The organism is Pseudobutyrivibrio ruminis (assembly GCF_015057245.1).
Classification (GTDB): domain Bacteria; phylum Bacillota; class Clostridia; order Lachnospirales; family Lachnospiraceae; genus Pseudobutyrivibrio; species Pseudobutyrivibrio ruminis_E.
On sequence record NZ_SVET01000005.1, the window covers coordinates 86,609 to 110,237 of the forward strand.

General features: G+C 41.8%; 19 protein-coding genes. 18 read left to right on the forward strand and 1 reads right to left on the reverse strand.

Annotated elements, in window-relative coordinates; genetic code table 11:
* Position 1: 1 nt before the first annotated feature.
* The 6 genes from uvrA to recD2 all read left to right on the forward strand — a co-directional run bounded on the left by uvrA (position 2) and on the right by recD2 (position 8,941).
* Positions 2–2,824 carry an excinuclease ABC subunit UvrA gene (uvrA, locus tag E7274_RS06165; RefSeq protein WP_304174593.1) on the forward strand — a complete coding sequence of 941 codons (2,823 nt, stop codon included), beginning with the start codon at positions 2–4 and terminating at the stop codon, positions 2,822–2,824.
* A 413-nt stretch (positions 2,825–3,237) separates the two neighbouring features.
* Positions 3,238–4,221, forward strand: a complete 984-nt coding sequence (locus tag E7274_RS06170) for a rod shape-determining protein (protein ID WP_033152819.1) — start codon at positions 3,238–3,240, stop codon at positions 4,219–4,221.
* Positions 4,222–4,369: 148 nt separating this feature from the next.
* Positions 4,370–5,176 carry a flagellar hook-basal body protein gene (locus E7274_RS06175; RefSeq protein WP_304174595.1) on the forward strand — a complete coding sequence of 269 codons (807 nt, stop codon included), beginning with the start codon at positions 4,370–4,372 and terminating at the stop codon, positions 5,174–5,176.
* 112 nt (positions 5,177–5,288) lie between these two features.
* Entirely contained in the window at positions 5,289–6,107 is an 819-nt protein-coding gene (locus E7274_RS06180; RefSeq protein ID WP_304174596.1) for a flagellar hook-basal body protein, read from the forward strand.
* Positions 6,108–6,197: 90 nt separating this feature from the next.
* Complete coding sequence (locus E7274_RS06185) at positions 6,198–6,656, forward strand: hypothetical protein (protein WP_304174598.1); 459 nt, start codon at positions 6,198–6,200, stop codon at positions 6,654–6,656.
* Between the two features lie 53 nt (positions 6,657–6,709).
* Positions 6,710–8,941 (forward strand): SF1B family DNA helicase RecD2, encoded by a 2,232-nt coding sequence (gene recD2 / locus E7274_RS06190; RefSeq protein WP_304174600.1) that lies wholly within the window; start codon positions 6,710–6,712, stop codon positions 8,939–8,941.
* On the opposite strand, the gene E7274_RS06195 is transcribed toward recD2, so the two are convergent.
* Complete coding sequence (locus E7274_RS06195; protein ID WP_304174602.1) at positions 8,931–10,058, reverse strand: HD-GYP domain-containing protein; 1,128 nt, start codon at positions 10,056–10,058, stop codon at positions 8,931–8,933. The two genes, recD2 and E7274_RS06195, sit on opposite strands and share 11 nt — an antisense overlap.
* A gap of 183 nt (positions 10,059–10,241) precedes the next feature.
* On the opposite strand from E7274_RS06195, the gene metK reads away from it, so the two are divergent.
* The 12 genes from metK (at position 10,242) to tilS (ending at position 23,628) form a co-directional block, all read left to right on the forward strand.
* Positions 10,242–11,423 (forward strand): methionine adenosyltransferase, encoded by a 1,182-nt coding sequence (gene metK / locus E7274_RS06200; RefSeq protein WP_033152825.1) that lies wholly within the window; start codon positions 10,242–10,244, stop codon positions 11,421–11,423.
* Positions 11,424–11,488: 65 nt separating this feature from the next.
* Entirely contained in the window at positions 11,489–12,643 is a 1,155-nt protein-coding gene (locus E7274_RS06205) for a sensor histidine kinase (RefSeq protein WP_033152826.1), read from the forward strand.
* A complete protein-coding gene (locus E7274_RS06210; protein WP_033152829.1) occupies positions 12,636–13,325 on the forward strand; it encodes a response regulator transcription factor in 690 nt (229 codons plus the stop codon). The genes E7274_RS06205 and E7274_RS06210 overlap by 8 nt, the downstream gene beginning before the upstream one ends.
* An 80-nt stretch (positions 13,326–13,405) precedes the next feature.
* Positions 13,406–14,062 carry an RluA family pseudouridine synthase gene (locus tag E7274_RS06215; RefSeq protein ID WP_304174604.1) on the forward strand — a complete coding sequence of 219 codons (657 nt, stop codon included), beginning with the start codon at positions 13,406–13,408 and terminating at the stop codon, positions 14,060–14,062.
* 20 nt (positions 14,063–14,082) lie between these two features.
* The gene (locus E7274_RS06220; protein WP_304174605.1) at positions 14,083–16,371 is read left to right on the forward strand and encodes an EAL domain-containing protein; all 2,289 of its coding nucleotides are present in this window, start codon (positions 14,083–14,085) and stop codon (positions 16,369–16,371) included.
* 774 nt (positions 16,372–17,145) lie between these two features.
* On the forward strand, positions 17,146–18,585 hold the full coding sequence (proS, locus tag E7274_RS06225; protein ID WP_304174607.1) for a proline--tRNA ligase: 1,440 nt from the start codon (positions 17,146–17,148) through the stop codon (positions 18,583–18,585).
* On the forward strand, positions 18,581–19,912 hold the full coding sequence (locus E7274_RS06230) for a CCA tRNA nucleotidyltransferase (protein WP_442960414.1): 1,332 nt from the start codon (positions 18,581–18,583) through the stop codon (positions 19,910–19,912). The genes proS and E7274_RS06230 overlap by 5 nt, the downstream gene beginning before the upstream one ends.
* Before the next feature lie 151 nt (positions 19,913–20,063).
* Entirely contained in the window at positions 20,064–21,161 is a 1,098-nt protein-coding gene (locus tag E7274_RS06235) for a hypothetical protein (protein WP_304174611.1), read from the forward strand.
* A gap of 229 nt (positions 21,162–21,390) precedes the next feature.
* Positions 21,391–21,663 carry an HU family DNA-binding protein gene (locus E7274_RS06240; protein ID WP_044936413.1) on the forward strand — a complete coding sequence of 91 codons (273 nt, stop codon included), beginning with the start codon at positions 21,391–21,393 and terminating at the stop codon, positions 21,661–21,663.
* Between the two features lie 74 nt (positions 21,664–21,737).
* On the forward strand, positions 21,738–21,977 hold the full coding sequence (locus E7274_RS06245) for an RNA-binding S4 domain-containing protein (protein ID WP_033152845.1): 240 nt from the start codon (positions 21,738–21,740) through the stop codon (positions 21,975–21,977).
* A gap of 21 nt (positions 21,978–21,998) precedes the next feature.
* Positions 21,999–22,307, forward strand: coding sequence for a septum formation initiator family protein (locus tag E7274_RS06250; RefSeq protein WP_033152846.1), 309 nt, complete (start codon positions 21,999–22,001; stop codon positions 22,305–22,307).
* Positions 22,270–23,628, forward strand: a complete 1,359-nt coding sequence (gene tilS, locus E7274_RS06255) for a tRNA lysidine(34) synthetase TilS (protein WP_304174613.1) — start codon at positions 22,270–22,272, stop codon at positions 23,626–23,628. Before E7274_RS06250 ends, tilS begins: the two co-directional genes overlap by 38 nt.
* Position 23,629 lies beyond the last annotated feature (1 nt).

Here is a 23,629-nt window from a genome sequence, read left to right on the forward strand (position 1 = left end):
AATGAAAGAAAGAAAATACATTAAAATAAAGGGCGCCAACGAGCACAACTTGAAAAATATTAGCCTGGACATTCCTCGTGATGAATTTGTTGTTCTCACAGGATTATCAGGCTCAGGTAAATCTTCGTTGGCATTTGATACAATTTTTGCCGAGGGCCAGCGCCGTTACATGGAGTCTCTTTCTTCCTACGCGCGCCAATTCCTTGGTCAGATGGAAAAGCCAAATGTAGAGCACATGGAAGGTATGCCACCTGCCATCTCAATTGATCAGAAGAGCACCAACCACAACCCACGTTCTACAGTCGGTACTGTTACAGAAATTTATGACTACTTGCGTCTGTTATATGCTCGATGCGGCGTGCCTCATTGCCCAAATTGTGGCAAGCCAATCAGCAAACAGACTGTAGACCAGATGGTTGATGCCATTATGGCACTTCCAGAGCGTACAAAGATTCAGCTTCTTGCCCCAGTTGTCCGCGGACGAAAGGGTACACATGAAAAGCTTTTTGAAAAGGCAAAGAAATCAGGCTATGTTCGTGTAAATGTAGATGGCAATGTTTACGATTTATCCGAAGAAATCAAGCTTGATAAAAATATAAAGCACAACATTGAAATCGTTGTTGACCGACTTGTTATAAAAGAGGGCATCGAAAAGCGTCTTACAGATTCAATCGAGGCGGTGCTTAAGCTGGCAGAAGGATTAATGATTGTTGATGTTATCGACGGCGAGCCAATCAATTTCTCAGAGGGATTCTCATGTCCTGATTGCGGAATCAGCATTGACGAGGTGGAGCCACGAAGCTTCTCCTTCAATAATCCATTTGGTGCCTGCCCAGAGTGCTTCGGTCTTGGATACAAGATGGAGTTTGATGAGGATTTAATGATTCCTGACAAGAGCCTTTCTTTCAATGAGGGCGCAGTTCAGGTTATCGGCTGGCAGTCTTCAAACAAGTCTACAAGTTTTGCTCATGCTTTGCTTGAGGCACTTGCGAAGGAATACAAGTTTTCACTGGACACTCCATACAAGGAGCTTCCAGAGAAGATTCGCCACATGTTCATCCATGGATTCGACAAGTCAGTAGATGTTTATTATGAAGGCCAACGAGGCCGCGGAGTGTACCCTACCGTATTCGAAGGCCTCATCGAAAACGTTAGCCGTAGATACAAGGAAACATATTCGGAATCAGCAAAGAAAGAGTACGAGGAGTTCATGTTCTATAGCGATTGTCCATGCTGTCATGGTCAGCGTTTGAAGAAGGAATCCCTTGCTGTTACTTTGGATGATAAAAACATCTTCGAAATGACTCAGTATCCTGTCCGTGAATTATACGAAATGATTGACGGTCTTAATCTCACAGAGCAGCAGAAGAAGATTGGTGCTGTTGTCCTCAAAGAAATCAAGGCTCGACTGAAATTTATGGTAGATGTTGGATTGGATTATCTTACACTTAGCCGTGCCACTGCCACACTTTCAGGTGGAGAGGCCCAGCGAATCCGTCTTGCAACACAGATTGGTTCAGGACTTGTTGGCGTTGCCTACATCCTGGATGAGCCATCAATCGGTCTTCATCAAAAAGATAACGACAAGTTGTTAGCATCCCTGAAAGGCCTTAGAGACCTTGGAAATACGCTGATTGTTGTTGAGCACGATGCAGATACTATGCGCGCTGCGGATTATATTGTGGATATCGGACCTCGCGCCGGCAAGGACGGTGGAGAAGTCATCGCTGCTGGTACACCAGAGGAGATTATGGCATGCCCAGAATCTATCACCGGTCAGTATCTTAGTGGAAAGCTTTGCATCCCTGTTCCAAAGGAGCGCCGCAAGCCAAAGGGCTGGCTCACAATCAAGGGCGCCCGCGAGCACAACCTTAAAAACATCGACGTTGATATTCCACTGGGAATTATGACAGTTGTTACAGGTGTGTCTGGCTCGGGAAAGAGCTCCCTTGTAAATGAGATTCTTTACAAGGATTTGGCAAAGCGCCTGAATCGTGCAAGAAAGGTTTCTGGAAAGCACGACGATATCATCGGCACAGAGGCACTTGATAAGGTTATCGATATCGACCAGTCTCCAATTGGACGTACACCACGATCAAACCCTGCCACATACACAGGTGTGTTTGATTTGATTCGTGATTTATTTGCCGGCACAACCGAGGCAAAGGAGCGCGGATATAATAAAGGAAGATTCTCTTTCAATGTAAAGGGAGGCCGATGTGAGGCTTGCTCCGGAGACGGTATCATTAAAATCGAGATGCACTTCCTTCCAGATGTTTATGTTCCTTGCGAAGTCTGCGGTGGTAAGCGCTACAACCGTGAGACTCTTGAGGTTCACTATAAAGGAAAGACAATTTATGATGTGCTTGATATGACAGTTGAAGAAGCAGTAGAATTCTTCAAAAATGTTCCAAGCATCCTTAATAAAATTCAGGCACTGTACGATGTAGGCCTTGGTTACATCAAGCTTGGCCAGCCAAGCACAACACTTTCAGGTGGTGAGGCTCAGCGTATCAAGCTTGCTACAGAGCTTTCACGAAGAGCAACTGGAAAGACAATTTATATCCTTGATGAGCCAACCACAGGTCTTCATTTTGACGATGTAAACAAGCTTGTTGAAATTATGCGAAAGCTTTCTGACTCAGGAAATACAGTTGTAGTAATCGAGCATAATCTTGATGTTATTAAGTGTGCAGATTATATAATTGATATGGGCCTAGATGGTGGAGACCGCGGTGGTACAGTAATTGCTAAGGGAACCCCAGAAGACATCGTAAAAGTGAAAAAGAGTTATACAGGTCAATATTTGAAAGAATATATATAAAACCGCATGTTAAAATAGGTGAGGAAGATTGCCAATAGGTTACATTTTTTCACAAATCTTCACATAGCCATCACATAAGCACTGTATATTACTTCATGTACTAGCGGAAAGCTAATACCAAATTTTTCATAACTCAGCGACCGAAGGAGACTTTGGTCGCACTCCCCGATTAATACGCCAGCGTTTTACGCTGGCTTTTTTTATTACTCGGATGCCAGTAGCAGACTAGCTCTTAGTATTACTTAAGGAGCCAATCTCGCGACGAAGTAATACTAAGGCTTGTATGCGTAACTGGCAAAAGGGAGATTAGAAATACTTGAATAATGAAATAATTCGTATATAATAGAAACGTGAAAATGCGCAATTCTGCCGATAAGGCAGTAGAATAGATTAGAATTAGAAAGGATAATAACATGGCAGCATCAGATATCGGAATTGATTTGGGTACAGCAAGCGTTCTTGTATATGCAAAGGGCAAGGGCGTTGTTTTAAAAGAGCCTTCAGTTGTGGCTTTTGATAGAGATACTAATAAGATTAAGGAAATCGGCGAGGAGGCACGTCTCATGATTGGACGTACTCCTGGTAATATCGTGGCAGTTCGTCCACTTCGTCAGGGTGTTATCTCTGACTACACAGTTACAGAGAAAATGATTAAGTACTTCGTTCAGAAGGCAATGGGCAAGAAGAGCTATCGTAAGCCTCGTATTGCTGTTTGTGTTCCTTCTGGCGCTACAGAGGTTGAGAAGCGTGCCGTTGAGGATGCAGCTTTTGCAGCAGGCGCTCGTGAGGTTTCTATCATTGAGGAGCCTATCGCAGCAGCTATCGGTGCTGGTATCGATATTTCCCTTCCTATGGGAAATATGATCGTAGATATCGGTGGTGGTACAGCAGATATCGCTGTTATCTCACTTGGTAGCTCAGTAGTCAGCACATCTATCAAGGTTGCTGGTGATGATTTCGACGAAGCAATCGTTCGTTACATGAGAAAGAAGCACAACCTTCTTATCGGTGAGCGTACAGCCGAGGATATCAAGATTAAGATTGGTCGTTGCTTCCCACTTGGCGAGGCAGAGACTATGGACGTTAGAGGACGTAACCTTGTTTCAGGTCTTCCAAAGACAATCACTGTTTCTTCAGAGGAGACAGAGGAAGCACTCAAGGAATCTACAATGCAGATTGTTGAGGCTATTCACTCAGTTCTCGAGAAGACTCCACCAGAGCTTGCAGCCGATGTTGCAGACAGAGGTATCGTTCTTACAGGCGGTGGTGCACTTCTTCGTGGTCTTGAGGAACTCATCGAGGACCGCACAGGCATCAACACTATGACTGCTGATGAGGCAATGACATGCGTAGCTATCGGTACAGGTCGCTATGTAGAGCTTCTTGCAGGAGATTAATTAAATAATATTGAATGTTTGACCCCTTTATATGGTAAAATGATTATGAAAGATAATTTTTTTCCATAAAAGGGGTTAATTTTATTTTCGGAAAACCGATAAAAGAGATGGAGAGTATTATAACCAAGTCTAAAAGAAGGGAGACTCCATGGTAAAAGGACTCTATACAGCCTATACAGGCATGATTAATGAGCAGAAGCGTCTTGATACTATTACTAACAACCTTGCCAACTCCAATACTACAGGCTTTAAAAAGGAAGGCATGGTGGCACAGTCATTTGACGAGCGCCTAGCAATCAAGATTAAGGACACATCAGCACTTGCAAACAGACCAGAGGGAATCGGATACATTTCTCTTGGTACAAAGGTAGGCGAGACTTACACAAACTGGGAGCAGGGCGGATTCCAGATTACCGACAAACCTTCGGATTTAGCAGTTGCAGGAAGCGGTTTCTTCGCAGTTGCGTACACAAACAAAGCTGGTGAAACATCAGTCATGTACACAAGAGATGGTGCTTTCACAGTAGACACAGATGGTTATATCAGAACATCCAACGGAGATTACCTCCTCAATTCAGAGGGAGCCCTTACCGGACAGTACGGCGAGGACTATTACGTACAGATTGATCCAGCACTGGAATATGCAGTAGCTCAGGATGGTACTATCACTCAGGATGGCGAGGAAGTAGATACAATCGGATTAGTGGATGTAGCAGATTACGATTACATCAATAAATACGGCGAAAACCTCTATTCACTTATTGATGGAGGAGAAATAATAGAAGCAGAAAATGGCTACATAGAGCAGGGCGTTTTGGAATCATCCAATGTCAATGTAGTGGACGAAATGGTTACAATGATTACCATAGCCAGAGCATACGAGGCAGGCCAGAAAATGATTCAGGCCGAGGATGAAACGCTTGATAAAACAGTTAATCAAGTAGGACAGGTATAAATAGCCAGTAGGCATCAAGCTATTTACTTACTAAAGCGAAACGTGTGTTGAGCGTAGTAAGTGAATGCTTGTAGACGTAACTGGCGAGAGATAACCTAGGAGGAATTAGCTTATGATGAGATCTTTGTGGGCTGCAGCTTCAGGAATGAAGAGCCAGCAGACATCAGTAGACACAATTGCAAACAACCTTGCAAATGTTAACACTACAGCATATAAGGCTCAGAGCACACAGTTCAAGACATTACTATATCAAACACTCCAGGCAACCAGCACAAACGCAGAGGGCGAGGCAAAGCCTACAAGCGCGCAGGTTGGTCTTGGAACAAGAGTTGCATCAATCAATTCAAACTTTACACAGGGCGCCCAGCTTGCAAATGATAGCAATACAGCAATGTGCATCACAGGCGAAGGCTTCTTTGCAGTGCAGGATGGTGATGAGACTCACTACACCAGAAACGGTAACTTCACATGGGCTATCGATAATACTGGTGCAAAGGTCCTTACTACAGCTGAAGGCTATAAAGTACTTGATCAGGCAGGAAAGTCAATTACACTTCCTGCAACAGCAGGTGAAAATGGATTTACAGTAAATCCAGATGACGGAGCTATTTCATATAGAAATGCCGATGGCACATACACAGCCACAGGCCAGTCAATTGCTTTGTATCAGTTTACAAACAGAGTTGGTCTTTCAAAAATCGGTGAAAACTTGTATGATGAGACTGTAGCTTCCGGTGAGCCAGTTTCAGAATGGAACACAAATGGAGTTATCAGAAGTTCTATTCTTCAGAACTACTTGGAAGGCTCAAATGTCAACGTTGCAGATGAAATGGTAAACCTTATCATCTCACAGCGTGCATATGAAATGAACTCAAAGGCGATTACTACTTCAGACACCATGTTGGAGCAGGCTAATAACCTTAAGAGATAAAGTAACAAGCCTACGCGGAGCGGAGGTTAACTAGCTGATAGAAGAGGGGATGCGGATGATACCAAATCTATCTAATAGGGGGATTGAGAAATGGATTTAACGAGTATGAATACGTATTTGCAATCGCAATACACCAATCAAGCAAAAGCAGCAGCGGAAACAACTGCCAAATCAATTGGCAATATTTCCCAGAATTCATCAAGAGAAGAAATCGAAGATGCTGTTAAAAGCTTCGAGACTTACATGATGGAGCAGGTTGTAAAGCAGGTTAAGGAGTCTTTCGTAAACGAAGACGAAGAAAACAAAGACACAAATATGTCGATGTACAAGGATTTGTATATGGACAAAGCAATCACAGAGGTTGCATCTCAGCTTGTAGATCAAATTGGTGGAGATGTAACAGATGATTTTGTTGAGCAGATTATGCGCAACTATGGAATTACCGGAACAACAGGCGCTCAGACAGAAGCCGCAGGTGTTGACGCAGCTACAGTTTCAGAAGACATCGCACAGGCAAACGCGTCAAAAGTGACAGAAGTTTTAGCATAATGACCACCGCGTACATATAGTACGCGGTGTTTTTTTATGCTATTATTGTACCCATGGAAGAATTAACGGGTTACGTAGAAAACATAATTTTTAGAAATACAGATAATGGATACACAGTTCTGGACTTTGTGGCAGATGATGATTTGCTCACATGTACAGGACTTTTTCCTGTAATTGGAGAAGGTGAGAATCTTCTTCTTAGAGGAGAATTTGTGGAGCATCCAACCTACGGAAGGCAGTTCAAGGTGGTAAGCTATGAGGTGGAGGCACCGGCGGATGAGCTTTCCATGGAAAGATATTTGGGCTCTGGAGCTATCAAGGGAATCGGACCCAAGCTCGCTGCCAGAGTTGTAAAGAAGTTCGGTGCCGATACATTCAGAATCATAGAGGATGAGCCTGAACGACTTGCGGAGGTAAAAGGCATTTCCATCACAAAGGCTATGGAAATTTCCGACCAGATTGTTGGAGCTAAGGATATCCGTAATGCTATTATTTTTCTTGATAAATATGGTCTTCACGGCAATAAGGCTATCAAAATCTACAATCGTTTTGGCAATGAAATCTACAATGTTATACAGACAAATCCATACAAGCTTGCAGATGAAATCTCAGGAATCGGATTCAAAACTGCAGATGAAATCGCCAGCCAGGTAGGCATAAAGGTGGATTCTGAATTCCGAATTAAGGGCGGAATACAATACATTCTTGGCCAGGGCGCTGGAATGGGACACACCTATCTCCCAATCGAGACCCTCAATCGTATGTCTCAGGATTTGCTAAAGGTAGATGGGGACACAATCGATGCCCAGATTATGAACCTTGCCATGGATAGCAAGATAATTATAAAAAAAGACTCTGAAGGAAATCGTCAGGTTTATTCAAAGGCATTCTATCGCATGGAAGAGTCAATTGCCGGCATGCTTCGCGAGCTGGATGTGAAATATAAGGTTGATAAAGAAGACCTTTCAAACACTATCCGCAGAATCGAAATCGAGGAGAATGTGGAGCTTGATGAGCTTCAGAAAAATGCTGTAATTGCAGCGGCAGAGCGTGGATTTTTCGTTCTTACCGGTGGTCCAGGTACTGGTAAAACAACAACTATCACTACAATGATTAAGCTGTTTGAGGACCAGGGCTATAATATCTTCCTGGGTGCGCCAACAGGTCGCGCAGCCAAGCGAATGAGTGAAGCTACAGGCTATGAAGCTAGAACAATTCACCGTATGCTTGAGGTTGCAGGCAACATGAATGACGATGATAGCGTCACATCCTTTGCCAGATTCGACCGCAATGAGGAAAATCCTTTGGAGTGCGATGTAATCATTATCGACGAGATGTCTATGGTAGATGTTTCATTGATGTATTCACTGCTAAAGGCAATTTCACCAGGCACCAGACTTATTCTGGTAGGTGATGAAAATCAGCTACCAAGTGTAGGGCCAGGAAATGTTTTAAAGGATATTTTAGCATCAGAAAGATTTACAGCGGTTACATTAAAAAAGATTTTCCGTCAGGCTCAGGAAAGTGACATCGTCGTAAATGCTCACAAAATCCATCAGGGAGAGCATGTTGTGCTTGATAATAAATCAAAGGATTTCTTCTTTTTAAAGAGAGACGATGCAGATACAATCATCAACGTCATGCTCACTCTTGTTAGAGATAAAATGCCAAAATACGTAGATGCAGGTATCAGCGAGATTCAGGTTCTCACTCCTACCAGAAAAGGATTGATTGGTGTAGAGCGATTAAATGGAATCCTTCAGAATTTCCTGAATCCGCCTGCCCCTAACAAAAAAGAGTGGTCAGGAGATACTCGTATTTTCCGCGAGGGCGATAAGGTCATGCAGATACGCAACGATTATCAGCTTGAGTGGGAGGTTACTGGTGGCTACAACATCACCATCGAAAAGGGCGTTGGTGTCTTTAATGGAGATGTGGGAATTATCAAGGATATCAACGATTGGGCTAAGACTATCACGGTAGAATACGAAGAAAAACGAAAAGTGGTTTATCCATTTGCTAACTTGGATGAGTTGGAATTGGCATATGCCATTACTATTCACAAGTCTCAGGGCTCTGAATATCCAGCAGTTGTAATGCCAGTTATGGATGGCCCAAAGATGTTGATGAACAGAAACATTCTCTACACTGCCATTACCAGAGCAAAAAAATGCGTCACCATGGTAGGCGACGCAAATGTATTTTATTCTATGGTGGATAATACATCCCAGGCAGCAAGGTATTCTGGATTGAAAGACAGAATACAGGAAGCCTTTATAGAATAGCTTTAATATATAAATCTTTGTTGACAGAATCGGCGAGATTGATGATGTCGCCGTTGTCCATTTGAATAACAGGTCGTGAAAGGTTGCTCTTATTGATGTAAACCACGCGGCCTGTTTTTGCATTATTAAGAATAATGCGGCTGTTGCTGTATGCGTTAGCAATACGCTCAAGGAATGTGAGCACGTATTTAGTGTGATATTTCTGAAGTCCTTCTTTTTCAAACTCAGCAATAACCTGGAATGAACAAAGTGGATCACGATGTGCTCTAGCGCAAGTCATTGCATCGTAAACATCAGCAATGGCAACGATACATGAAAAGTCATCCATTTCATCTTCCAGAAGCCCCCTAGGATAACCACTACCGTCACTTCGTTCGTGATGCTGAAGCGTTGCGGCAAGAATTCTTGAATCAAAGCCCTTATTATTAAGAAGCTTTTTGCCAAGAAGAGGATGAGTCTTCATTGTGGCGTATTCTTCTGCGGTCAGCTTACCAGGCTTGTTCAGAATAGATTCTGGTATCTGTGTCTTTCCAATATCATGAAGAAGACCTGCAAGTGTAAGGACGTTCAAATCATTCTTTGGAAGCTGAAGCCATTTTCCGATTGAACGGGAAATGAGGGCTACGTTCAAAGAGTGAGTGTAAATTGGGTCCTCTAAGTTACGCATGTTTGAAAGCATATCTAAAAGCTCAAGTGAAGTCTTTGATTTAAAAAGAGACTCACAGTTTTCAAGCATGAGGTCGGAGCATTCAGCACCACCTCCTGCGATAATAGCTTCAAAGTTTTCTTTTAAATAACCAATATTCAACGCATAGTCAGATTGGAACTTCTGAAACTTAGGTGAAGCCTTCAGGCGTTGAGTATAGGTGATTTGATCACTTACTCTTGATTCTGGTTTAGCGGAAGCAGGAGCAGGCGTTGGTTCTGGTTCAGGCTCTGGCTCTGGTTCGGGCTCAGGGTCTTCAACAGTAACCGCTTCGATTTTGTAGAAGGCAAGCTTGGCGATTAGCTGATTTGTCAGCTTTTCTCCAGCTTTAGAAATGGTCTGGCCACGCTTAGTCAAGACAGGTTCAGCTACAACCATACCAGCCTTCAATTCGTCTACTGCTAGTGTCATTGTTCTACCTCTAATTTTTCATAATTATATATTATAATTATACGTATACAATTTTGGGATTACAAGGCAATACTTAGACGATGACAGTTACAAAAATATGTATATTGCTGAAACTCCCATATGACGTTATACTATATAGGCTTAGGCAACTAATTTTTTTATTTTAAGAAAGAGAGTCAAAAAATGGAAAAGTTACTTTTTACTTCAGAGTCAGTAACAGAAGGCCATCCAGATAAGGTATGTGATGCCATATCGGATGCCATCCTCGATGCTTGCCTAGCTGAAGATCCAATGAGCCGTGTTGCTTGTGAGACTGCTTCATGTACAGGATTCGTTCTTGTAACAGGCGAAATCACAACAAAGGCACAGCTTGATGTTCCAGCTATTGTACGCAAGACTCTTCTTGAAATCGGTTATGACGATGGAAAGAAAGGCATCGATGGAAACTCTTGCGCTGTTATGGTCGCTCTTGATCAACAATCCGCTGACATTGCTATGGGTGTTGACAAGGCTCTTGAGGCAAAGGAAGGCTCACTTACAGATGACCTGGATACAGGCGCTGGTGACCAGGGTATGATGTTCGGTTACGCTACTAACGAAACAGAAGAACTCATGCCTTATCCTATTTCTCTTGCTCATAGACTTGCTCTTCAGCTTACCAATGTCCGCAAGGATGGCACACTTAGCTATCTTCGCCCAGACGGCAAAACACAGGTATCTGTAGAGTATGACGAGGCTGGCAAGCCAGTTCGACTTGAGGCTGTAGTTTTATCTACTCAGCATGATGAAGATGTTACTCAGGAACAGATTCACGAAGACATCAAAAAATACGTATTCGATCCAGTCCTTCCAAAGGACATGATTGATGATAAGACAAAGTTCTACATCAATCCAACAGGACGTTTCGTTATTGGTGGTCCTCATGGCGATGCAGGTCTTACAGGACGTAAGATTATCGTAGACACATACGGTGGATACGCTCGTCACGGCGGCGGTGCTTTCTCAGGAAAGGACTGCACAAAGGTAGACCGTTCAGGTGCATATGCAGCACGTTACGTTGCAAAGAACATTGTAGCAGCAGGTCTTGCAGATAAGTGCGAGATTCAGCTTTCATACGCTATCGGTGTTGCTGAACCTACATCAGTTATGGTAGATACATTTGGCACAGGAAAGCTTTCAGATGAAAAGATTATCGAAATCGTTCGCGAGAACTTCGATCTTCGTCCAGCAGGAATCATCAAGATGCTCGACCTTCGTCGTCCAATCTATCGTCCAACAGCAGCTTATGGTCACTTCGGCCGTACTGATGTTAAGCTTCCATGGGAAGCAACAGACAAAGCAGAGGCTTTAAAGAAATATCTTTAATAAATCACTTATGTTATAATTTAGGCAGTCCTTAGGGGCTGCCTATTTTTTGTGAGGTAAGTATTATGAAACTAAAAAACAGACTAATTATTTCGTTTTTCATTATCACACTTGTTCCAGTGGCACTGTTTTGCAGTTTGATGTTGGGAATGAAAAAAATAGTTTTAGAGGCCACTGAAGAGCAAATTATATCCAACGAAATCATGCACTCATTTAAGAATTATATGGATGAGGCTGGTAAATTTGACGAGTTGGTGACCAACTTCTGTGTGGCTGAATTTATTATTTTGCTTGTGACTGCAATCATTATGGTTGTTTGGATATACCGTGGAATCGCTCCACAGCTGAAGACGCTGAAGCTTGCGGCTAATAATATCAAAGAAGGCAACCTTGATTTCAGCGTAGCAAGCCAGGGCACAGATGAAATGAGTGAGCTTTGTAATGCATTCGAAGATATGCGAGTTCGCCTTAAGAATAATGCCAAGGATAGACTAGAGGATGAGGCAGAGCAGAGGGCATTGATTTCCAATATCGCCCACGACCTTAAGACTCCAATCACTGCAATCAAGGGATATGCAGAAGGCATGCTCGATGGTGTTGCAGACACTCCAGAAAAGCAGGAAAAATACATCCGCACAATTTACAACAAGGCCAATGAAATGAATACACTTATCAATGAGTTGACCTTATATTCGAATATCGATACCAACAAGATTCCATACAATTTCCAGAAGCTTAACCTGAGAGCGTACTTTGAGGACTGTATCGAAGAGCTTGGTATGGATCTTGAAAACCAGCACATCAGACTGGATTACGCAAATTTTGTAGATCCAGATGTTTTGATAATTGCAGACCCAGAGCAGCTTGGCCGTATCATTCACAACATCGTTAGCAACTCCGTTAAATATATGAGGGCAGATGTGGCATCCCGCGTTGGCATCGTTATAAAGGATGTTGGTGATTTTGTTCAAGTGGAAATATCAGATAATGGCAAGGGAATTGCGACACATGATTTACCATATGTTTTTGATAGATTCTATAGAGCAGATACATCACGCAATTCTGCAGCCGGTGGTAGCGGAATTGGTCTTTCAATAGTAAAGAAAATTATCGAGGACCATGGCGGCAAGATTTGGGTTACAAGCAAGGAAAACGAAGGTACAACAATGTATTTCGTCATTAGAAAATTCATTGAAAATGAGGAGGTCGTAAATGAGTAGAATATTAATCATCGAAGATGAGGAAGCAATTGCAGAGCTTGAGAAAGATTACCTAGAGCTTTCTAATTTCGAAGTAGATATAGAAGCCGATGGAGAAAAGGGCTTGCAGAAGGCATTGGCAGGCAACTACGACATGTACATCCTGGATTTAATGCTTCCAGGTGTAGACGGATTTGAGCTTTGCAAGCGTATCCGTGAGGTTAAAAATGTACCTATTCTCATGGTTACAGCTAAAAAAGAAGAAATCGACAAAATCAGAGGACTTGGCCTCGGTGCAGATGACTACATCACAAAGCCATTTTCACCAAGTGAGCTTGTAGCGAGAGTAAAGGCTCATCTTGCAAGATATGAGCGCCTTGTTCAGTCACCAGCTATTCAAAAAAATGAAATTAGCATTCGTGGACTTAGAATCGACAAGGCTAGTCGTCGTGTTTGGATAAATGGTGAGGAAAAGACATTTACTGCAAAAGAATTTGATTTACTTACATTCCTTGCAGAGAATCCAAATGTTATCTACTCAAAGGAACAGCTTTTTGAGACCCTTTGGGGAGAGGAATCAATCGGTGATATCTCTACCGTTACAGTGCATGTTAATAAGATTCGCGAAAAGATTGAGTTGAACACATCAAAGCCACAGTACATCGAAACAATCTGGGGTGTAGGCTACAGATTTAAAGTGTAAGAATTTTGCGAAATCTATGAAAGAATACAGAAAAGTGCTAAAATTCTATTAAGACTCAAATAATAAGGGGGGTATAATGCATGGACATAATTTTTGAGGATGATAGCATTATCGTATGCTACAAACCAGCGGGAGTGGCAACACAGACAAAAAGCATCGGAGAAAAGGATATGGTCAGTGAGATAAACAATTATCTCGCGTCCAAAAATGAAAAGCCAACTGTCCATGTGGTCCACAGACTGGATCAGCCTGTAGAGGGAGTTATGGTTTTTGCCAAGACATCTGAAGCTGCAAACAAGCTTACAAAGCAGATTACAGACCACATTTTTAGTAAGAAATACTATGCCATAATCAGCAGGGAATCCTTCCCGGACGAAGGAGAGCTTGTTGATTATTTAGTAAAGGATAATCGTACAAATCTATCAAAGGTAGTAAAGGAGTCGGATCCACGTGCCAAGAAAGCGATTCTTAGATATCGCGCAGTGGACCACTGGGATGACAAAAAGTTACTTGATATTGATTTGTTCACCGGAAGACATCATCAGATTCGTATTCAGTTGGCCAGCAGGACAGCTCCAATTGTTGGTGATGTAAAATACGGTGGGATTTCTACAGGACACAATCTTGCACTATGCTCATATCACATTGGTTTCAATCATCCAGTGACAGGTGAAAGAATGGGATTTGACATTAAACCTAAGGGAGCAGACTTCGCAGACAGCAAGGTGGCAGGCTAGCATAGAACGGGGGGTATCATTTGATTAAGATATACAGTTTACTAATCATGCTGACAGCATTTGTAATGCTTGCATGTGCGGTATACATAGGAACACGACACACAATTAAACATAGTAAACTGAGCATATCTATTATTCAGCTTTTTATAGTTGGAATAATAACAAGTTTGGCTTATGTGCGAGCAATTTCCACTCACGATTTTGGCCAGGCTGAGTTTGGTTATGCACTATATTTTGCTGGAATAGATTGGCTACTAATCACATTTGTTTTCTATGCAAGACAATATACAAGAATTTGGTTAGATACGTATTCGGCACCACTTATAATAGCTGCTATTGCTGTGCTTGACAGCATTAGTTTGTTTGCAAATCAAAAGTGGCATCATGCTTTTTCACTAGTAGAGCGTAGATTGAATCCAGAGGAATGGTTCTACGCCTTTGAAATTAATGACTATTATTTAGTGCATTTGGTGTTCTGCTACATATTGGTAGCAATTATTGTTGTAGTTCTTTTAAAGAAGACAATCATAACGAGTGGTTTTCATAGAAATAGATATTTGGCAATTCTCATTATGTTTGTGGGAATTATATTTTTGAATGTACTGTATTTGTTCTTTGATTTCCCGGTAGATGTATCAATATGTTTTTATGCAGTGGCGGCAGTATATGTAGGATATTATTCGCTTTTGTATAATCCAAAAACATTTGTTGAGTATATGCTTACAACCATCACCGAGCGAATGGAATGTGCACTTATTTCTTTTGATGAAAATGATTGTTGTATCTACTCAAATCAGTTTGCAAACAGATTGTTCTGTCCTAGTGGAGAGAAAAGAGTTTTTGAAGATAGATTCAGAAAATGGCGAGACGGAAGAGAAACAAACTCTATTTCCAATTCAAGCTGGAATGATATCTTTAATATCAATGGAGATGAATATCGATTCGATATTCACTTCAACAAAATATACGATAAAAAAGGCTACTACTGCGGATGCTATTTATCTTTCTATGATGTAACTGGAGATTTCATTGCATACGAAGAGGAAAAATACCGCAGCACTCACGATAGTCTTACAGGAGCCCTAAACAGAGAAGCATTCTTTGAGGAGGTTCGTAACATCCTTGATGAATATCCAAATGTAGAATACGTAATGGTATGCTGCAACATCAAAGGCTTCAAGCTTATCAACGACATGTTTGGTGTTGAGGAGGCTGACCGTTTGCTTATCAGATGTGCTGACACAATCAGGGAAAAGATTCAAAAGGGAGCTACATTTGCTCGTCTTGAAGCGGACAGATTTGCGGTGCTTATGCCAAAGAGTCGCTACACCGAAGAACTTTTTATGACTGGCATGAACATGGTAAGCAACTACCTCAACAATGCCCAGTACAGAATGGTAATCCTTGTTGGTGTATACGAAATCTTCGACAAGCAGGCGCCTGTTATTTCAATGATAGATGGAGCGTTCCTTGCAATTGATTCAATTAGCTCAAGCTTCAAGAACTCCATTGCCTACTACGGAGACATGCTTCGCCGCGAGTATCTTAGCGAACAGAAGATTCTTGGTGAGTTTGAGGAAGCATTACAGACAGGCCAGTTTGCGATGTTCCTTCAGCCAATTGTAAATATGGACCAGAAGGTAAAGCTTTCTGAAGCATTGGTTCGCTGGATTCATCCGGACCGCGGAATCATTGCGCCAGCTTCATTTATTCCGCTTTTGGAAAAGACTGGCTACATCTACAAGCTTGATATGTACATCTGGGAACAGGCCGCCAAAAGACTTGCATACTGGTCATCCATGGGATTCGATGACCTATCAATTTCGGTAAATATTTCCGTAAAGGATTTCTACTATATCGACTTATACGAAACTTTAGTAGGTCTAGTTGAAAAGTATCACATTCACCCATCCCGTCTAAAGCTGGAAATAACCGAGACTATTTTTATGACTGAAAAAGAGCGTCAGCTGGAAATCATCAACTCCCTCAAGGAATACGGATTCCTTGTAGAAATTGATGACTTCGGCAGTGGTTACTCTTCATTAAACATGCTAAAGGAAGTACCAGCCGACATCCTGAAAATGGACATGGCATTCCTATCAATGGACAAAAATGTCACAAGGGGCCGCAAGATTGTCAACACAATCATCACCCTTGCAAAAGCCCTGGGAATGCTAGTAATCATAGAAGGCGTAGAAACGCAGGAGCAAATGGAATACCTTCGTGGCACCGGAGCCGACTACCTGCAGGGCTACTTCTTCGACAAGCCCCTCCCAGTCAAGCGCTTCGAAGAACTTTATTTGGTATAACCACCGCCGCGCCCACCCTATGGGACAAGGCACTATTCGCACTCTTTTTTACAAGAGGAATGAGCGGTATCGGGTCTGGCGGGATGTGCCCCTCCCACTTTTAGTACGTCGCAGATTTGGGATTACCTAAATGTGTGGTTGCCCATATTTATTAGTAGGTGTTCTTACGAAGTTTTACAATTCTATCGGTAAAGTATGGGTGGAGACGGACATACACTACATTTTGTAATCATCAGTCTTAAGCTAGCTTTGTATTTATTACTATTTGCTTTGGAGTGAACGTAGAATAATAAAAACAGGTTTTGTAATAGATAAGCATGAGGCGCCATGGACGGCGCCGAGAGCCCGACAACGAAATGGACTGAGTTTAAGGGCGGTGCTTATGTATACAAAACCTGTTTTTTAATTATTCTTGGTGAACGGAGTAGCAAAAGTAATAATACAAAGACTAGTTAAGACTAGATGATTATATAAACTACCTTGTCCGTCCCACCCACACATTACCTTCGAATAGTAAAAGCCTCGTAAGTACACCTACATATGGGCGACCTTACACATAAAGGTAATCCGAAAATCTGCTCCAATGATACTTAAAAGTGGGAGGGGCACATCCCGCCAGACCCGATACCACTCACAAATAATATAAAAGAGTGCGAATAGTGCCTCGGAGGGGCGGAGGTGGGCTTGTTTTTAGTGGCGGTATGTTATAAAATAAACGGGCAAATACGGCATTTTCATAGTAAAATGCGAATAATTATTACAAAGGAGATTGAAATGGCACAGGAAAAAAAGCTGGTAGAAGCGATTACCTCTATGTCAGAGGATTTCGCACAATGGTATACCGATGTTGTTGTTAAGGCAGATTTGATTGCATATTCATCTGTAAAGGGATGCATGATTATCAAGCCCGATGGGTATGCTATTTGGGAAAATATCCAGCACGAGTTAGACAGAAGATTCAAGGCAACTGGCGTACAGAATGTTTATATGCCAATGTTTATTCCAGAGAGTCTTCTACAGGTAGAGAAGGATCATGTTGAGGGATTTGCACCAGAGGTAGCTTGGGTTACACATGGTGGTCTTAACCCGCTTCAGGAGCGTCTTTGCGTTCGTCCGACTTCAGAAACTCTTTTCTGTGATTTCTATAAAGATATTATTCACTCTCACAGAGATTTACCAAAGGTTTATAACCAGTGGTGCTCTGTAGTTCGTTGGGAAAAGGAGACACGTCCATTCCTTCGTTCGCGTGAGTTCTTATGGCAGGAAGGTCATACAGCTCATGCAACAGCTGAGGAGGCAGAGGAGCGTACAGTTCAGATGCTCAACCTCTATGCTGATTTCTGCGAGGAAGTACTTGCTATGCCAGTAGTTCGCGGACAGAAGACAGATAAAGAGAAATTTGCAGGTGCTGAGGCTACATACACTATCGAGGCTCTTATGCACGATGGTAAGGCTTTACAGTCTGGTACATCACACAACTTTGGCCAGAACTTCTCTAAGCCTTTTGGTATTCAGTACACAGATAAAAATAATCAGCTTCAGTATGTTTACCAGACATCATGGGGCATGACTACTCGTCTTATTGGTGCTATCATTATGGTACACGGTGATGATTCAGGTCTTGTACTTCCACCACGTATCGCACCTACACAGGTAGTTGTTATTCCTATTCAGCAGAAGAAGGAAGGCGTACTTGAAAAGGCAGGCGAGGTTTGCGAGCGTCTTGGTAAGACAATGCGTGCTAAGCTTGATGATTCAGATAAGTCACCAGGTTGGAAGTTCTCTGAGGCAGAGATGCGTGGTATCCCTGTTCGTGTAGAGCTTGGACCAAAGGATATCGAGGCAGGCAAGTGTGTACTTGTTCGCCGTGATACACGTGAAAAGATTGAGTGCCCACTTGATCAGGTAGAGGTAAAGGTAGCAGAGCTTCTTGAGACTATCCAGAAGGATATGTTCGAGCGTGCAAAGGCTCACCGCGATAGCCATATCTGGGATGCTCACAACTATGCAGAGTTCACAGAAATCGCTAACAATAAGCCTGGCTTCATTCGCGCAATGTGGTGCGGTGATGTTGAGTGCGAAAACAAAATAAAAGAAGATTTAGCTGTAACTTCACGCTGTATGCCATTTAATGATCAGGAGCACATTTCTGATGTATGCGTATGCTGTGGAAAGCCAGCTAAGAAATTAGTATATTGGGGTAAAGCTTATTAATATGAATTTACCAGCAGACGTTTCAAAAATAATAAATATTTTAGAATCTAACGGACACGAAGCCTATGCAGTAGGCGGCTGTGTCCGTGACTGCATTCTAGGGAAAATTCCTCACGATTGGGATATCACCACATCAGCCTTGCCAGAGCAGGTTAAGGCTCTTTTTGAGCGTACATTTGACACAGGCATTGAGCATGGTACTGTGACGGTGTTGCTTCATGGTGAGGGATACGAGGTCACTACCTACAGAGTAGATGGCAAGTATGAGGATGGCCGTCATCCAAAGGAAGTTACATTCACAGCTTCCCTTGAGGAGGATTTAAAGCGCCGCGATTTTACTATCAACGCCATGGCATACAACGACACCAGAGGCTTGGTGGATTTGTTTGGTGGTGAGCAGGATTTACAGAATGGCATTATCAAGGCCGTAGGAAATCCTACTGAGCGCTTTACGGAGGATGCTCTTCGCATGCTTCGCGCTCTCAGATTCTCAGCGCAGCTTGGCTTTGAAATCGAGCCAGCCACATACGATGCAATCAAGACACTAGCTCCTACCCTAGATAGAATCAGTGCAGAAAGAATCCAGGTAGAGCTTGTAAAGCTAATCACATCAGATCATCCGGAGAGGATGAGAAATGTTTACGAGACAGGCCTTACAGATGTTTTCTTCCCTGAGTTCAACGCGATGATGGAATGCAAGCAGAACAATATGCATCATATGTACACGGTAGGTGAGCATGCCATTGTTACTATGCAAAACTGTCCTGCTGATAAGGTACTTAGGCTTACAATGCTTCTTCATGATGTGGCAAAGCCTGTATGTAAGACAACAGATGATGAGGGTGTAGACCATTTCAAAATGCATCCTATGAAGGGTGCCGAAATGGCAAAGGCTATTTTGCGCAGACTGAAATTTGATAATGATACAACAGATGCAGTTTGCAATCTGGTTAAAAATCATGATGATAGACCAGAAATTAATCCGAGAAATGTTCGCCGTTTGATTATCAGAGTAGGAAAAGATAATTTTGAAAATCTTCTTGCGGTTAAAAGGGCTGACACTTATGGCCAAAGCCTGCAAAATCGCGAAGAAAAGTTTGCATATATTGATTCACTTGAGGAAATGTACCATCAAATCCTTGAGCAGGAGGATTGCTTATCTATTAAAGATTTAAAGATTAATGGTAAGGATTTAATAGGAATGGGAGTGCCTCAGGGACAAAAAATCGGTCAGATTCTGAAAACAGTTTTTGACGAAGTAGTAGACCAACCGGATTTGAACGATAGAGAATATCTGTTAAATCGTGTAAAAGATATGCTACAATAATCGTATGAATGGGATTTTTGCAAAAAAACTAATTAACTTAACATTGATTTTATGCATGAGCGCAGCTTTGCTTGAGGGGTGCGGAAGTCACCCTAACACTGCCACGGTTACTCAACACACAGGCTCTGCCCTGAAAAAGCAGGAGGAGACTGTGGAGGAGGATACGGCACTTGTGGAGGAAGAGCCACAGGGGCTGTATATCGTAGAAAGTCTAGATATGATGGAGGAAACCATCGCACTCTATTCTTTGGAAGAGGACAAGCAACTGCGCTACAACTATAATATGACCACAAAATTCCTTGATAAATTTGGGGGTAATGCTTTGTGGGCAAGCTTCACAGCAGGAACAGTTGTTACAATTGGAGATTTGTTACCAGCTTCTGGGGCACTATCATCAGTACAGAAATCAGATGATGTTTGGGCATACGAGGATATTTCCAAATACACTCTTGATGCCGGTAAAAATCTTATCACTATCGATGGAACCAATTACAAGATTACAGATAAAACAAAGGTTTATTCAGATTCTGAAAAGATTTTGCTATCAAGCATCAGCGAGGATGATGTAATTACGGTCATTGGCCAGGATAAGCAGGTTATCTCTATTGCTGTTACCACGGGACATGGCTACATCTATCTCACAAACACAGAGTTATTTGATGATAGTCTTATCTTTATTGGTAACAAGATTGTTTCTATGGTAAATGGAGAACAGGTTATCGAGGTTCCTGAGGGAACATACAAAATTACCGTAGCAAACAACGGCTGGGGAGGCAGCGCCGAATACACAGTCAGTAGAAACGAAACTACCCCGGTTAATTTGGATGATTTGAAGGGCGAAGGACCATCATTCTGTTTGATTACATTTATAGTTACAGTTGCAGACACATATGTTTACATAGATGGTCAAATGATTGATCCAGCGGAGCCACAGTACGTTCAGTATGGCAATCATAAACTGGTAGTTCAGTGTGATGGATATACAGCTTGGAATAAGACTTTAGTAGTTAATTCTGAAACAGCTACAATTACTCTTGAAATGGAAACAGAATCTGAGTCAGAGACGGAAACAGAATCAGGCACCACTGACTCACAAGTTGTCCAGGAAGACGAGTCAACAGAAGAGGAAAATAGTGAAGAATCGTCTACAGAAAATGAGACTGAAACCGAGGAAAAATCAGACGATTATGACTATGAAGTGGACTATTTATCAACTATTTCGGATCTTATAAGTAAGCTTGGAAATTAGGAATATGTGAAAAAAAAGTGAACTTTTCTAAAATGCAAGGATTTGTAAATAGTAATAATGTTTAAAAAATGTGCAAAAAATTTGTAATAATCCATAAAAACCTTATAAAATGGGGATTTTTTGGGGTTTTATTGTTGACACCGTAAAGCAAAAGAATTATAAAGGATATTGTAGTTAAGGGCGCTAAAGCCCGCTATAATACAATACAAATTCTCGAGGAGGAATAGTAATGAACAAGACAGAATTAGTAGCAGCTATCGCTAGCAAGGCTAACATTTCTAAGAAGGACGCTGAGGCTTCTGTAAAGGCTTTTACAGAGGTTGTTGCTGAAGAGCTTAAGAAGGGGGAGAAGATTCAGCTTGTAGGCTTTGGTACATTCGAAGTATCTCAGAGAGCAGCTCGTACAGGTAGAAACCCACAGACAGGCGCAGAGATGAAGATTCCTGCATCTAAGGCTCCTAAGTTTAAGGCTGGTAAGGCTCTTAAGGATTCTATCAACTAATTGAATGTATTTTTTATTTAGATGATGGTTAGGGTTCGGTTTTGCCGGGCCCTATTTTTTAATGAGGTGATGGAATGAGACTTGATAAATATTTAAAAGTTAGTAGACTTATAAAGCGTCGTACTGTTGCTAATGAAGCATGCGACAGTGGCAGAGTTCAAATCAATGGAAAAATTGCGAAAGCGTCCACCGATGTTAAAATTGGTGATATAATAGAAATAGCATTTGGAAACAAAAATGTTAAAGTAGAGGTGTTGGATATTCAGGACACCACAAAAAAGGATGCGGCAGCAGACCTATTTAAGTATATTTAATATCAGTTATCGAGGTATTTGATGGCAAGAGCTAGAAGAGTTAAAAGACGAAAGAAAACCTCAACAGGTAGAATATATGTTGCAGTTATCATGCTGTTCATGATTTGCGTTATGACTGTCCAGATGGTTCGTTTATACGATAAAAATCAGGACTTAAAGAAGCAGGAGGAATCTCTCCAAAGCCAAGTAGATGAAGCAAACGAAAAAAGTGAGCAGTTAAAGGAATACGAGGAATACGTTGGTACTGACGAATATATAGAAAGTGAAGCATCACAGAAACTTGGATTGACACATGACAATTGGATTATTTTTAAAGAAAAAGAAGATTAAAGAATATATTGAAAAATATAATATGCTAAATAAAGGCGATGGAGTCGTCCTAGGTCTATCAGGTGGACCTGACTCTGTGTGCCTTTTTTTTGTACTGTTGGCACTTAAAGAAGAATACAATCTGACTATATCAGCAGTTCATATAAATCATATGATTAGAGGCAAGGATGCAGACGAGGATCAGGAATATGTGCAAAGCTTGTGCAAGGAATTCAATGTGCCTTTAAATGCTCTTAGAATCGACATTCCTGCGCTTGCAAAGGCATCAGGCCGCTCTATTGAAGAAGAGGCTAGAATTGCCCGATATGACGCTTTTGAGAGGGCTGCAGCAGCTTTTGAGGAGCAAGGGATACCAGCAAAGATTGCAGTGGCCCATAATGCTGATGACAATGCTGAAACTGTCCTCTTTCACATGGCAAGAGGCACAGGATTGGATGGGGTCTGCGGAATCGCACCAAAGCGTGATAAAATCATCCGCCCCTTGCTTGCAGTTCCTAAGAAAGACATATTGGAATTTCTCAACGAAAATGAAGTGGCATATTGCATTGATGGAACAAATGCCGAAACTGATTACGACCGCAATCGAATCAGACACAACATCATGCCGGAATTAACCAAGATAAATGATAGAGCGCTAGAACATATTTCGGACATGACAACACGACTATCTGAAATTGCAGAGTATATCTCTCTGGAGTCAAACGGATTGCTTCAGATGGCTAAGCTTGAGGGCGATAAGCTTAGAAAAAGAACTATTGCAACTGCACCACGTGTAATCGCCAGCCAGGCAATAAAGGATTATTTAAGCAAGTTTATGCCATATCAGAAGGATGTGGCTGCTGTCCATGTGGATTCTATCCTGGACTTACTAAACGAAGATGGAGAGCGTCAAATTCAGCTTCCATACAAAAAGACCCTTATCATATCCTATGAAGAAATATACGTAATCGATACAGCGAATGAGGATAATCAAAAACAGATTAATCCTACTTTTAACTATCGAGAATTTGATTACAAAGAGGGCATGAAATACCCTACCGAAACCTATACGAAATGGTTTGATTGTGATAGAATAGGGGCTAATATTGTAATAAGAACCCGTGCAGAGGGTGACTATCTATGCATCGATTCAGATGGAAATCGCAAATCTATACAGGATTATTTTGTAGATGAAAAAATTCCACGACATTTAAGAGATGAGGTGCCACTTGTATGTGATGGAAATCATGTAATGTGGGTGGTCGGTCACCGAGTCAGCGAGTATTACAAAATTTCAAAAAATACCACTCGAGTATTAGAGATTAGTTATACGGAGGAATAGT

What these genes read in the sequence shown, in the direction of transcription:
- uvrA (WP_304174593.1), top strand. Translation starts at nt 2, where the DNA reads ATGAAAGAAAGAAAATACATTAAAATAAAGGGCGCCAACGAGCACAAC.
- E7274_RS06170 (WP_033152819.1), top strand. Translation starts at nt 3,238, where the DNA reads ATGGCAGCATCAGATATCGGAATTGATTTGGGTACAGCAAGCGTTCTT.
- E7274_RS06175 (WP_304174595.1), top strand. Translation starts at nt 4,370, where the DNA reads ATGGTAAAAGGACTCTATACAGCCTATACAGGCATGATTAATGAGCAG.
- E7274_RS06180 (WP_304174596.1), top strand. Translation starts at nt 5,289, where the DNA reads ATGATGAGATCTTTGTGGGCTGCAGCTTCAGGAATGAAGAGCCAGCAG.
- E7274_RS06185 (WP_304174598.1), top strand. Translation starts at nt 6,198, where the DNA reads ATGGATTTAACGAGTATGAATACGTATTTGCAATCGCAATACACCAAT.
- recD2 (WP_304174600.1), top strand. Translation starts at nt 6,710, where the DNA reads ATGGAAGAATTAACGGGTTACGTAGAAAACATAATTTTTAGAAATACA.
- E7274_RS06195 (WP_304174602.1), bottom strand. Translation starts at nt 10,058, where the DNA reads ATGACACTAGCAGTAGACGAATTGAAGGCTGGTATGGTTGTAGCTGAA.
- metK (WP_033152825.1), top strand. Translation starts at nt 10,242, where the DNA reads ATGGAAAAGTTACTTTTTACTTCAGAGTCAGTAACAGAAGGCCATCCA.
- E7274_RS06205 (WP_033152826.1), top strand. Translation starts at nt 11,489, where the DNA reads ATGAAACTAAAAAACAGACTAATTATTTCGTTTTTCATTATCACACTT.
- E7274_RS06210 (WP_033152829.1), top strand. Translation starts at nt 12,636, where the DNA reads ATGAGTAGAATATTAATCATCGAAGATGAGGAAGCAATTGCAGAGCTT.
- E7274_RS06215 (WP_304174604.1), top strand. Translation starts at nt 13,406, where the DNA reads ATGGACATAATTTTTGAGGATGATAGCATTATCGTATGCTACAAACCA.
- proS (WP_304174607.1), top strand. Translation starts at nt 17,146, where the DNA reads ATGGCACAGGAAAAAAAGCTGGTAGAAGCGATTACCTCTATGTCAGAG.
- E7274_RS06240 (WP_044936413.1), top strand. Translation starts at nt 21,391, where the DNA reads ATGAACAAGACAGAATTAGTAGCAGCTATCGCTAGCAAGGCTAACATT.
- E7274_RS06245 (WP_033152845.1), top strand. Translation starts at nt 21,738, where the DNA reads ATGAGACTTGATAAATATTTAAAAGTTAGTAGACTTATAAAGCGTCGT.
- E7274_RS06250 (WP_033152846.1), top strand. Translation starts at nt 21,999, where the DNA reads ATGGCAAGAGCTAGAAGAGTTAAAAGACGAAAGAAAACCTCAACAGGT.
- tilS (WP_304174613.1), top strand. Translation starts at nt 22,270, where the DNA reads ATGACAATTGGATTATTTTTAAAGAAAAAGAAGATTAAAGAATATATT.